Origin of the sequence: Caulobacter sp. BE254 (assembly GCF_031457295.1) — a bacterium.
Classification (GTDB): domain Bacteria; phylum Pseudomonadota; class Alphaproteobacteria; order Caulobacterales; family Caulobacteraceae; genus Caulobacter.
In genome coordinates this window covers 91911-102901 of record NZ_JAVDWJ010000002.1, presented here as the reverse complement: position 1 = coordinate 102901, position 10991 = coordinate 91911, and the positions used below count along the sequence as shown (strand labels likewise).

Annotated in this window: 10 protein-coding genes; 4 read left to right on the top strand and 6 right to left on the bottom strand. The window is 66.6% G+C overall.

The annotated features are described in order from the left end of the window. Window positions 1–30 precede the first annotated feature (30 nt). Window positions 31–909, bottom strand: coding sequence for an isoaspartyl peptidase/L-asparaginase (locus J2X41_RS04585; RefSeq protein ID WP_310079965.1), 879 nt, complete (start codon window positions 907–909; stop codon window positions 31–33). A gap of 71 nt (window positions 910–980) precedes the next feature. Between J2X41_RS04585 and J2X41_RS04580 the strand changes: the two genes are divergently transcribed. The 4 genes from J2X41_RS04580 to J2X41_RS04565 all read left to right on the top strand — a co-directional run bounded on the left by J2X41_RS04580 (window position 981) and on the right by J2X41_RS04565 (window position 4290). Next, on the top strand, window positions 981–1979 hold the full coding sequence (locus J2X41_RS04580; RefSeq protein WP_310079964.1) for an NADPH:quinone oxidoreductase family protein: 999 nt from the start codon (window positions 981–983) through the stop codon (window positions 1977–1979). Window positions 1980–2183: 204 nt separating this feature from the next. Continuing rightward, window positions 2184–3101 (top strand): WecB/TagA/CpsF family glycosyltransferase, encoded by a 918-nt coding sequence (locus J2X41_RS04575; RefSeq protein ID WP_404979874.1) that lies wholly within the window; start codon window positions 2184–2186, stop codon window positions 3099–3101. Next, complete coding sequence (locus J2X41_RS04570; RefSeq protein ID WP_310079961.1) at window positions 3098–3295, top strand: hypothetical protein; 198 nt, start codon at window positions 3098–3100, stop codon at window positions 3293–3295. Before J2X41_RS04575 ends, J2X41_RS04570 begins: the two co-directional genes overlap by 4 nt. A gap of 107 nt (window positions 3296–3402) precedes the next feature. Then, window positions 3403–4290: a glucose 1-dehydrogenase gene (locus J2X41_RS04565; RefSeq protein WP_310079960.1), complete on the top strand. Its 888-nt coding sequence runs from the start codon at window positions 3403–3405 to the stop codon at window positions 4288–4290. Between the two features lie 82 nt (window positions 4291–4372). On the opposite strand, the gene J2X41_RS04560 is transcribed toward J2X41_RS04565, so the two are convergent. From J2X41_RS04560 to J2X41_RS04540, 5 genes are all read right to left on the bottom strand, one after another. Then, window positions 4373–5341 (bottom strand): NAD-dependent epimerase/dehydratase family protein, encoded by a 969-nt coding sequence (locus J2X41_RS04560; protein WP_310079959.1) that lies wholly within the window; start codon window positions 5339–5341, stop codon window positions 4373–4375. Window positions 5342–5365: 24 nt separating this feature from the next. Further along, window positions 5366–6673: a UDP-glucose/GDP-mannose dehydrogenase family protein gene (locus J2X41_RS04555; protein WP_310079958.1), complete on the bottom strand. Its 1308-nt coding sequence runs from the start codon at window positions 6671–6673 to the stop codon at window positions 5366–5368. Between the two features lie 157 nt (window positions 6674–6830). Continuing rightward, window positions 6831–7700 (bottom strand): transglutaminase-like cysteine peptidase, encoded by an 870-nt coding sequence (locus J2X41_RS04550; RefSeq protein WP_310079957.1) that lies wholly within the window; start codon window positions 7698–7700, stop codon window positions 6831–6833. 222 nt (window positions 7701–7922) lie between these two features. Beyond that, window positions 7923–8402, bottom strand: coding sequence for a hypothetical protein (locus J2X41_RS04545; RefSeq protein WP_310079956.1), 480 nt, complete (start codon window positions 8400–8402; stop codon window positions 7923–7925). A 162-nt stretch (window positions 8403–8564) separates the two neighbouring features. Continuing rightward, complete coding sequence (locus tag J2X41_RS04540) at window positions 8565–10769, bottom strand: AAA family ATPase (protein ID WP_310079955.1); 2205 nt, start codon at window positions 10767–10769, stop codon at window positions 8565–8567. Between the last annotated feature and the right edge of the window lie 222 nt (window positions 10770–10991).

The following is a 10991-nucleotide window of genomic DNA, read 5'->3' as shown; positions in this document are numbered from 1 at the left end:
CGGCGACGAACAGTTCCGTCGCCGGACGCCCTAAAACGCTTCGGCCACGATCGTCCCGTCCGGCAGCAGGGCGGCGCGCTTGAGTCCGCTTGAGGCGAACGGCATGGCCACGTTCCCGTCGCGGTCGACCGCGACCAGGCCCCCGTGGCCGCCGAGGTCCGCCACGCCCTGGATGGCGGCCTGGGCTGCGGTCTCGAGACTCTCGCCGCCGAACCGCACCCGATGGGCGATCTGGGCGGCCACGGCGGTGCGGATGAAATATTCGCCCTGGCCGGTGCAGGACACCGCCGCATGGCCGTCGGCCCACGCGCCGGCCCCGATAATAGGGGAGTCGCCCACCCGACCCGGCAACTTGCCGAACACCCCGGCGGTCGAGGTCGCCGCCGCCAGCCGGCCTTCGCCGTCGTGGACCACGCAGCCCACTGTGCCGGTGGGCAGGACGTTCGCCGCGTGATTGGCTTCGAAGGCCCCGGCCTGGGTGAACCAGGCGGCGGGGTCGGCGATCGTCTTCAGCCCCTGCTCGCGCGCGAAGGCCATGGCGCCTTCGCCGGCCAGCATCACGTGCGGGGTGCGTTCCATCACGGCCCGGGCGGCCAGGATCGGACTCTCGAAGCCCTGAAGGGCCGCGACCGACCCGGCGCGCAGCGTAGCGCCGTCCATCAGGCTGGCGTCCAGCTCGTATTCGCCGTCGGCGTTCGGCGAGGCGCCCTTGCCGGCGATGTAGAGGCCCGAGGCCTCCAGGGCGACCACGGTCTCGACGGCCACGTCCAAGGCGCTGGCGCCCGCCGCCAGACGCTCGCGCGCCGCCTCGACCAGGCCGCGCATGTGGGCGATCTCCACGCCGTAGTCATGACCGCGCTTGGCCCCCGCGCCGCCGTGCAGGGCGAGAGTAAAACGTTTGTTTGACATTCTGCTTCCTTGGCCGTCCGGCGTGCGCTAGCGTCCGGCCGCTCATAAAGACAAACGCAGGGAGAGGCGAGATGAAGGCGGTGCTCAGCAAGGCGGTCGGCGGACCCGAGACCCTGGTGCTGGAAGACCTGCCCGACCCGCGGCCCGGCCCGGGCCAGGTGGTCCTGGAGGTCAAGGCCTGCGGCGTCAACTATCCCGACGTGCTGATCATCGAAGACAAGTACCAGTTCAAGCCCGAGCGGCCGTTCGCGCCCGGCGGCGAGGTGTCGGGCCTCGTCGCGGCGGTGGGCGAGGGCGTCACGACGCTGAAGGTCGGCCAGCGAGTGCTGGCCTCGACCGGCTGGGGCGGCATGGCCGAGCGGGTGGCGCTGGACGCCGCGCGCTGCACGCCGATCCCCGACGCCATGCCGTTCGACGAGGCCGCCGCCTTCATCCTGACCTACGGCACCTCCTACTACGCCCTGAAGGACCGCGGCCGCCTGAAAGCCGGCGAGACCCTGCTGGTGCTGGGCGCGGCCGGCGGCGTGGGGCTGGCGGCGGTCGAACTGGGTAAGGCGGCGCGCGCGCGGGTGATCGCCGCCTGCTCCAGTCAGGAGAAGGTCGACCTGGCGATCCGGCACGGCGCCGACGCCGGCGTGGTCTATCCGCGCGGCCCATTCGACAAGGACGGCCAGAAGGCCTTGGCGACGTTGATCAAGGACGCCTGCGGCCCCGGCGGCTGGGACGTGGCCTATGACGCGGTCGGCGGCGACTATTCCGAGGCGACGATCCGCGCGGCCGGCTGGAACGGCCGGTTCCTGGTGATCGGCTTCCCGTCCGGCATCCCGAAGATCCCGCTGAACCTGACCCTGCTGAAGTCGTGCGACATCGTCGGGGTGTTCTGGGGCGCGGCGGTGGCGCGCGATCCCAAGGGTCATGCCCAGAACGTCGCGGACCTGATGGACCTCTACGCGGCGGGCAAGATCCGGCCCTATGTCTCCGAGCGGTTCCCCCTTGCGAGGGCCGGTGACGCCATCGCTCACCTGGCCAGCCGCAAGGCCATGGGCAAGGTCGTGGTCGTCAACGAATAGTCCGCGACATCGCGACACAGGCGGATTGGCGTTCTCCGGACTGAAGTCTTCGGGAGGCCGGTCCGTGTGTGTCGTCAGTCGCTTAAATGGTGAATCGTAGTCCAGCGGACGACTTCAAGGTTAAGTCTCGCTAATCATCCTTCTTGGCAAAAGGCTAAGCCTGTTCCTGTAGACCTGTGCTCCAAGTCGTCGGAGTCGGGTAAGATGTTTCTTCCAGCGAGAGATGCCTCCTCTCCAGAGGTACGTCAGAACTTTCGTATGAGCCGCCGCCCCGAAGAGCGCGTGCAGGTGCTCGGCGGGTCGATGGACCTGGTCCGACCGGAGGAGGTCTTCCACTTCGTGGCCGGAAAGATCGCCGCGCGCGAGAGCGCCGTGGTCGCCAACCATAACCTTCACAGCCTCTATCTGATCCGCAAGGACCAGAAGATCGCCGAGTTCTTCCGCACGTCAGATCTGATCGAGGTCGATTCCGTGCCGCTGATCTTCTGGGCGCGCATCGTCGGCCGGGCCAGTCGCCGGTTCCATCGCTGCACCTATCTGGACTGGCGCGACGCCTTCTGGCAGCGGGCCATCCAGGAGAACTGGAAGGTGTTCTTCGTCGGCGGCGCCCCGGGGGTCGGGGAGAAGGCGACCGCGCGCATCCAGGCCGACTGGCCGAGCGCTCGGATCCGCACCCACCACGGCTATTTCGACGTCACGCCCGGTTCGGCCGAGAACCAGGCGGTGGTCGATGCGATCAACGACTATCGGCCCGACATCGTGCTGGTCGGCATGGGCATGCCGCGCCAGGAGGTCTGGGTGCTGGAGAACCAGGCCAAGCTGGGCCCCTGCGTGACCTTCACCGTTGGTGGGGCGTTCGACTACGAGGCTGGCGTCCAGCGACCTTCGCCGCGCTGGATGGGGCAGGTGGGCATGGAGTGGCTGTTCCGGCTGATGGTCGATCCGCAGCGCCTGTTCACGCGCTACTGCGTAGAACCGTGGCATCTGATGGGGCCCGCCCTGCAGGACGTGCGTCGCGCCTTGGCGCGGCAGGTTGTTTCCGGTACGGCTTCGGAGGTCGCCCGCAAGGAATATGTGCGAGCGTCCGACCTGGCCCGCTCTGATAGTCTGGGGGGACGATGAGCTTGAAGATCCACGCGCCGTCGCCCGGCCGAAAGGCCGAGCAACCCAATATCGCGCAACGTATCGGGGCGATCTTCGGCCTGGCCGGCCTCGTGCTGGCCTGGGCCGTCGTCCTGCTGCCGTGCGCCGTCTGGCTGCTGTTCAACCTGGTGTTCAGCCGGCCGCAGCCAACGCCGGCCCGTCAACAAGCCTGAACGCTGTTCACTTAGTCCTGGCCAGGCGGGCCCCGCCGCGCCAGGATAGCCGCGCCTGACGCAGCGGCCCGCTCTCCAGAGGTCGCGCGCGGCCAAGGGAGCGGCGCATGACGGGACGTCTGGACGGCAAGGTCGCGGTGATCACCGGCGGGTGCTCGGGCATCGGGCTGGGAACGGTGGAGCTGTTCGCGACCCAGGGCGCGAAGGTGGTCGCCGCCGACCTGCAGGCCGAGAAGGGCGAGATGCTGGAGCGGCGTTTCCCCGGCCAGGTCCGCTTCGCCCCCTGCGACGTCACCCACGAAAGCCAGGTCGCCGCCGCTGTCGCCCTGGCCCAGGACGCGTTCGGCGGCCTGGACATCCTGTTCAACAACGCCGGCCACGGCGGCGCGCCCAACGGCGTGGCCGACATGACCGCCGAGGGCTGGGACGCCACCTTCGCCCTGCTGCTGCGCGGGCCGGTGCTGGGCATGAAGCACGCCCTGCCCCTGATGTTGGAACGCGGCGGCGGCAGCATCATCAACACCGCCTCGATCGCCGGCCTGCAAGCCGGCTTCGGGCCGCTGGCCTACTCGACGGCCAAGGCGGCGGTGATCCATATGAGCAAGTGCGCGGCGGCCGAGCTGTCGCCGCTGAAGGTCCGGGTCAACGCCATCTGCCCCGGCCTGATCGCCACCTCGATCTTCGGCGCGTCGATGGGCCTGCCGCGCGAGGTGGCCGACCAGATGGCCGCTCGCGTGGCCGAGGTGGGACCGAAGATCCAGCCGATCCCCAAGGCGGGCCTGCCCGACGATATCGCCCGGGCCGCCCTGTACCTGGCCAGCGACGATTCCGAGTTCGTGACCGGAACGCACATCGTCGTCGACGGCGGGATCACCGTCGGCGGCCGGCACGCCTGGGACCACGCGTCCCCCTCGCCGCTGCTGTCGGCCATGGGCATCACCCCGGAACAGGCCGAGCAGATGCGGGCGGCGCTGATCGCGGCGCAGGGGCAATGATCCAATCGCACGGATTCGCCGCCAGCGGGCGTTCAGCCTCACCTGGCGGAGTTCCTTGGCGTGAGGCCTGCGGGGACGTCCTTCAGGCCGGATAGAATCCGCGATACCAGTCGACGAAGCGGGCCAAACCCTCGGTGAGATTGACCTTGGGCCTGTAGCCGATGAGCGCGTGGAGTTTGGAGATATCCGCGTAGGTCGCCGTGACGTCGCCCGGCTGCATGGGGCGCATGATCTTCACCGCCTCTCGCCCGAGGGCGGATTCCAGAGTGTTGATCATCGCCATCAGCCCTACGGGCTCATTGTCGCCCACGTTGTAGATCTCGTGGGCGCCAGGCGAGGGGGGATGGTCGAGGACGCCGAGGACGCCATCGACGATGTCGTCGATATAGGTGAAGTCCCGGGCCATTCGTCCTTCGCCGTAGATTTCGATCGGCTCGTTGGCGAGTATTTTCCGAGTGAAGCTGAAATAGGCCATGTCGGGCCTGCCCCACGGTCCGTAGACGGTGAAGAAACGAAGCGCCGACATGGGAAAGCCGTACAGCTTGGCATAACTGATGCTCATCAGCTCGTCGGCACGTTTGGTGGCGGCGTAGAGGGAGACGGGCGCATCGACCGGGTCGGTTTCCTTGAAGCCCCTGTCCGATGCCGGACGATCGCCGTAGACGCTGCTGGACGAGGCATAAACCAGATGGTCCACCCTTCCACGACGTGCGGCCTCCAGCACCGACAGATGGCCGGCCAGGTTCGCATGCTGATAGGCGAAGGGATGGTCGATCGAGTACCGCACGCCCGCTTGGGCGGCGAGGTGGACGATCTGTTTGACGCCCGCCGTGCAGACCAAGGCGATGAACGCTTCGGCGTCGGCAATATCGAGCCGGACCATCGTAAACCCAGGCCGTGCCTCCAGTCGGTTGACGCGGGCGTTCTTCAGGACCGGGTCGTAATAGTCGGTGAGAACATCGACCCCGATCACCGTTTCGCCCTGGTCCAGGAGGCGATGAGCGACTTGGGCGCCGATGAAGCCGGCCGCGCCGGTCACGATGACGGTCATGCGCCGACTCTGTACTCTCGTGCGTCAACCACGTCCAATGCTGGTGTAGGTGAAGCCATGGCGCACCATTTCGCCGGGTTTATAGATGTTGCGCAGATCGACGACGACCGGCGCGTTCATCAGGATTTTCAATCGATCCAGGTCGAGCGCGCGGAATTGATCCCACTCAGTGATGATCAGCAGCAGATCAGCGCCCTCCGCCGCTTCGTAGGGACCGGTCTTGAAGTCCACACCCGGCAAGAGCCTCTCGGCCTCGTGGCCGCCTTCCGGGTCGAAGCCCTGGATCTTGGCGCCCATGGCTTGCAGGGCGGGTAGGATATCCAGGCTGGGTGCGTCGCGCATGTCATCGGTGTTCGGCTTGAAGGTCACGCCCAGAACGCCGATGGTTTTCCCGCGGAGGTCGTTGGAGCCGATGGCGTCCGCCACCTTCTGCGCCATGGCCTTCTTGCGCGCTTCGTTGACCGCTACGGTGGTCTCGATCAGCCGGGTGGGGGCGCCATAGTCGTTGGCGGTTCGCACCAGGGCGACAGTATCCTTCGGGAAGCAGGAGCCGCCATATCCCGGGCCCGCGTTGAGGAACTTGGCCCCGATGCGTTTGTCCAGGCCGATGCCCTTGGCGACCTGCTGAACGTCGGCCCCCGCCTTTTCGCAGAGGTCCGCCATCTCGTTGATGAAGGTGATCTTCATCGCCAAGAAGGCGTTGGCGGCGTATTTGATCAGCTCGCTGGTGCGCCGTCCGGTAAAAACGATCGGTGTTTCGTTGAGCGACAATGGACGATAGAGCTCGCGCATCACCGCTTGAGCGCGTTCGTCGTCGCTGCCGACCACCACCCGGTCGGGGCGTTTGAAGTCTTCGATCGCGGCGCCTTCGCGCAGGAATTCGGGATTCGATACGACGGCGAACTGGGCGTTGGGGTTCGTGCGCTTGATGATCGCCTCGACCTGATCGCCGGTCCCGACCGGAACCGTTGATTTTGTGACGACCACGGTAAAGTCGCTTATCAGTACGGCGATCTCTTCGGCGGCGGCGTAGACATAGGACAGGTCGGCGTGGCCATCGCCTCGGCGGGTCGGCGTTCCCACCGCGATGAACACCGCGTCCGCCTCCCGAATGGCTTGCGCGCCGTCGAGGGTAAAGAACAAGCGTCCGCCACGCACGTTGCGGGCGACCAGATCGTCGAGGCCGGGTTCGAAGATCGGGATTTCGCCTCGCGTCAGGCGATCGATCTTGTGGGGATCCTTATCGATACAGGTCACCACATGGCCGAAATCGGCGAAACAGGCCCCTGACACCAGGCCGACATAGCCCGTCCCGATCATCGCTACGCGCATGAAGTTCCACCGTCTGACTTGGGTTCGCCGTCAGTAGGTGAACAAGAATGTCGGCACAAGCCAAGAGGGCGTCCCGCCCGCAGCCAATTTGGGTCGAGCTTGGAGCAATGCCGGAAGAGAACGCCCACCTTAGCCTGAGAGCGCGACCCGAGACGCTCTAGGACCGCATGCCGACGCCGACATGGACCCACTTGGTGGGCGCGCCGGGCGCCTGGCGATCCAGCCACTGATAGGGCGCTTCGTTCCACGGCACGATCCAGGGCGACAGGTTGTCGAGCACGACCTCACCTTCGTTGGTGGCGACCAGCAGAACGGCGTGCATTTCGCCGTGGAAGGTGCGGACGATGGCGATCGACAGGGCCTCGCCCGGCGCGCCGGCGTCGATCAGGGCGCGCCGCTTGGCCAAGGCGTAGTCCTCACAGTCGCCGCGTTTGACGTGGTCGACGCCGGCCGCCCAGTAGTCGGCGCGACCGTAGGCGGCATAGTCGTCGGAGCGGCGGATCGAGCGATTGATCTGGGTGTTGATCCGTTCCAGTTCGCGTTCGCTCAATTGGCTGACGATCGGCGGCGGGGGCTCCTCCTCCGCTGGCGGGACGGCGGCGTCGATCACCGCGGGGTCCATCTCTTCCGTCGCCTCCTCGTCCACCAAGGTGGGGGCGATGGGTTCGAACAGCGTGGCGCTGGACCGCGGCGCAAGCGGGCGGCTGACATAGCCCGGGTAGGCCGAGGCCGAGGCGGGGGCTTCGCTGAGTTCGGCGGTCGTGCGTCCGAACAAGGCGGCCCACCGGGCCTGGCCGGCCCACTGGCGCACCTCGGCCAGCCTAGCCGCCTGGCTGGCGTCGATGTCGCCGCCGCGGATGCCGTCCACGCACTCGATGGGCTGGCGCTGGCAGAGGTCGGTGAAACCGACCGGCGCTGCGGTCGGCGCGCCCAGCGGCATGGCGGGCACGACCTTCATCGGCGCCGCGACCGCCAGAGCGGGCGCGAACGCGAAAGCCAGAAGGCTGAGAGCGGACCGGATGCGCATGGATATTCATCCCCTGTTCGGGATCAATATCGCAATTAAACTATAATAACGGCCGTAGATAAATGGGTAAATGTAAGTATACAGATGTAGTAAATTTCCCATCAACCAAGTAAGTGATTTCCCTTAGATGAAGTAATCTAGTTAATAAACTTGACCGTGCGGAGCGCGATTAAAAAGGCCGGCGACGCTGGGCGTCGCCGGCCTGAAATTGGATGACGCTGGTCAGGCCGGGTTGGCCGAAGGGGCCACGTCCTGAACCTCGGGAGCGGCCTCGGGTGCGGGACGGCGGCGGCGCTTGCGCCTGTCCATCGCCCGGAGTTGCCGGACGCTGAGGTCGGGATGGACGCGAAGCTGGTGACGCAGGCGCTCGACCACGCCGGGCAGGACGGCCGCCGTGATCCCCGCCGCGTCGGCCACGAAGTCGGCGAGCGACATGTCCCGGCCGGTCAGGCCTTGCAAGATTTCGATGGCCAGCCCCAGCGCCGCGGCGACCACGGCCAGGTCGGTTCGCCGACGGCGGGGAGCGATGATGAAGAGCGCGTTGGTCACCGCGAAGAAGGCGATGGCGTGGGCTTCCTTGTCGGTGAGGCCGAACCGCAGCTCAAGGTCCTGGAACGGGCCGAGCATCACCACCATCAGGCTGGCGAAGGCGATCGCGAAGACGGCCTTGAAGCATCGTTGCAGGGTACGCGGCGTCAACATTGTGGGGTGCTCCTTACCCGCGCACCTTCGACTGCCCAGCTTCAATTCCTGGTAAATTCGTATGCTTAATGCTTGCTAATACTTAAGAAAAATGCTCGGCAGCGCAAAAGAAAAGCCCGTCGCCAGGTGGCGACGGGCTCTCCCAGAGACCCTGCGGGTTTCTTAGCTCGCGTAGTACTTCTTGTATTCGTCGTAATAGTATCCGGCGTCGCCGTAGCCATGCTTGGACTGAGCGTTCATGTCCACCTGGGTCAGGGCCACGCCCGCGATCTGGGCGTTCGCCTGCTGGAGCAGGCGGACCGAGGCGCCGATGGCGCGGGCCGGGGTCTTGCGCCAGCGCGCCAGCAGCACGACGACGTCGGTCTTGCCCGCCAGGATCCGCGTATCGGCCAGGGCGAGCACCGGGGCGGTGTCGAGGATGACCAGATCGAACGAGGCGCGGGCCTTCGCCAGAAGCTGGTCCATCGCCGGCAGGCCGAAGACGTCCTCGGTGGACGAAGCGGTGTGGGCCAGCGGCAGGACGTAGGCGCCAGAGGCCTGGTCCAGCAGCACCACGCTCTCCAGCGTCGCCGTGCCGTGCAGCACTTCGGCCAGGCCGTTTTCCGGGGTCAAGCCCAGGGTGCGGGTGACGGCGCGGCGGCGCAGGTCGCAGTCGAGCAGCAGCACCTTGCTGCCGGCCTGGGCGGCGACGCGCGCCAGGCAGATCGACGTGGTGGTCTTGCCTTCGCCCGGCAGGGCCGAGGTCAGGACCACGATCTTACCTTGCTGCCCGGGCACGGCGTAGAGGATCGACGTGCGCAGCGAGCGGAAGGCCTCCGCGAAGCCGGATAGTGGTTTGCGAAGAACGTAGTCGATCGGCTGGATACCGCGCTCGTTCGCCTCGGCGACCGAAGACATCAAGGGGATCGAAGCGACGCTGGCGAGGCCGATCTTGCGTTCGACGTCGTCCGAGGTCGCCAAGCCGGCGTCCATGATCTCGGCGATGATGACCGCCGCCAGACCCGCGCCGGCGCCAACCACGATGCTCAGCGCCACGGCCAGCATCAAGTTGGGCGAGCTCTGATGAGAGGGCGGGACCGCGCGGGACGCTATGCGGGCGTCGGCCTGCTCGACGCCTTGCTGGGCGCCGGTTTGCTTATAGCGGTCCAGGAAGCTCTGGTAGACGTTGCGGGCCGCTTCCGCGTTGCCTTCGAGCTCCTTCAGGTGGACCGAGGCCGCGCTGTTGGCGGCCAGGGTTCCGCGGGCGCCGCCGAGGCTGGCTTCAACCGAAGCCGTGCGTTGCTGCGAGACGCGGACGCGGGCCTCGAGGTTGGAGACGATGCGGCGGATTTCGGCCTGGATCTGCTGGTCGATATCGGCCAGTTCGCGCTGGGCCCGCACCATGTCGGGGTGGCGCTCGCCGTAACGGCCGGACATCTCGGCGACCCGGCCGCTGACCACCGCGCGCTGGGCGCGCAGGTTCTGCACGACCTGGGAACTCAGGGCTTCGCCGACGTCGTCGCCGTTGGAGCCGGCCGCCAGCTGGGCGCGGGCGGTGCGCAGGCGCGCCTCATCCTCGGCTTGTTGGGCGCGGGCCTGGGCCAGCTGCTGGTTGTAGGCCGAGATTTCCTGCTCGGTGAGCGTGGTGCCCTCCGAGCTGAGCAGGTTGTTGGCGACACGGTAATTGGAGACGGCCGCGTCGGCCTCCTGCAGCTGGGTGCGCAGGGTGTCGAGACGGGTGTTCAGGAAGCTGTTGGCCTGGCGGGTGGCGTCGAACTTCTCAGTCAGTTGCGATTGGAGGTAGGCGTCGGCGAACGCGTTGGCGATCGTGGCGGACTTCATGGCCGAGGTCGACTCGAAGCTGATCGTGATCGAGTAGGTGAGGCCCACGCGACGGACCGTCAGCTGCTTGCCGACCGCGGCGATGACGGCTTGCCGCTCGGCTTCGGCCGCGCCGGGCACGGCGCGCTCGGCCTTCTTGCCGCCCAGGATGCTGCCGATCAGACCTGGCGACTTGAGGGCGCCGTTGAATTCCGGATCCTTGTCGAGCTTGAGGGTGTCGACGACGGTTTCGGCCAGCTGCGGCGACTTGATGACCTCGACTTCGGTGTCGACCGTGCCGGTGTCCGCCGTCAGGCCGGACAGGACGGCTTGGGAGTCGACGACCTTCTCCGTGCGCGTGTTGATCATGACGTTGGCGGTCGCCGTGTACATCGGCGTTTGCCGAAGCATCACGAACATCAAGGCGGCGGCGATCACCCCGGCCACGGCCACGAACAGCCACAAGCGACGCCGGAATGCGGCGATCAGGCGTTCAACATCGATGGTCTCGCCAGAAGACCCGCGGGCGCGGTTCGTCAGCGGCTGCGTATCAACACTGTTTTCCATTAATCTTCGCCAGATCCATTTTCTAAAGGGCTGCGTTTAGTCGCTGTGAACAAATACGCAGTGAAGGCGTGAGCGGCTTCCGGACAGTGGATGCATAGTTCACAAACCACCTTTCGAAAGCGTTTCTCTGTTTTTTCGATCTCATCGCATGGCGCACGCCAAACCGGGCTCCACTAGCACACCCCCCGAACGCAAGCGAAGGGGTAAAAACGAAGTCAACCA

Bases quoted from the DNA above. Each gene is read 5' to 3' on its own strand.
- J2X41_RS04570 (WP_310079961.1), top strand. From the start codon at position 3,098: ATGAGCTTGAAGATCCACGCGCCGTCGCCCGGCCGAAAGGCCGAGCAA.
- J2X41_RS04560 (WP_310079959.1), bottom strand. From the start codon at position 5,341: ATGACCGTCATCGTGACCGGCGCGGCCGGCTTCATCGGCGCCCAAGTC.
- J2X41_RS04540 (WP_310079955.1), bottom strand. From the start codon at position 10,769: ATGGAAAACAGTGTTGATACGCAGCCGCTGACGAACCGCGCCCGCGGG.
- J2X41_RS04545 (WP_310079956.1), bottom strand. From the start codon at position 8,402: ATGTTGACGCCGCGTACCCTGCAACGATGCTTCAAGGCCGTCTTCGCG.
- J2X41_RS04580 (WP_310079964.1), top strand. From the start codon at position 981: ATGAAGGCGGTGCTCAGCAAGGCGGTCGGCGGACCCGAGACCCTGGTG.
- J2X41_RS04550 (WP_310079957.1), bottom strand. From the start codon at position 7,700: ATGCGCATCCGGTCCGCTCTCAGCCTTCTGGCTTTCGCGTTCGCGCCC.
- J2X41_RS04565 (WP_310079960.1), top strand. From the start codon at position 3,403: ATGACGGGACGTCTGGACGGCAAGGTCGCGGTGATCACCGGCGGGTGC.
- J2X41_RS04585 (WP_310079965.1), bottom strand. From the start codon at position 909: ATGTCAAACAAACGTTTTACTCTCGCCCTGCACGGCGGCGCGGGGGCC.
- J2X41_RS04555 (WP_310079958.1), bottom strand. From the start codon at position 6,673: ATGCGCGTAGCGATGATCGGGACGGGCTATGTCGGCCTGGTGTCAGGG.
- J2X41_RS04575 (WP_404979874.1), top strand. From the start codon at position 2,184: ATGTTTCTTCCAGCGAGAGATGCCTCCTCTCCAGAGGTACGTCAGAAC.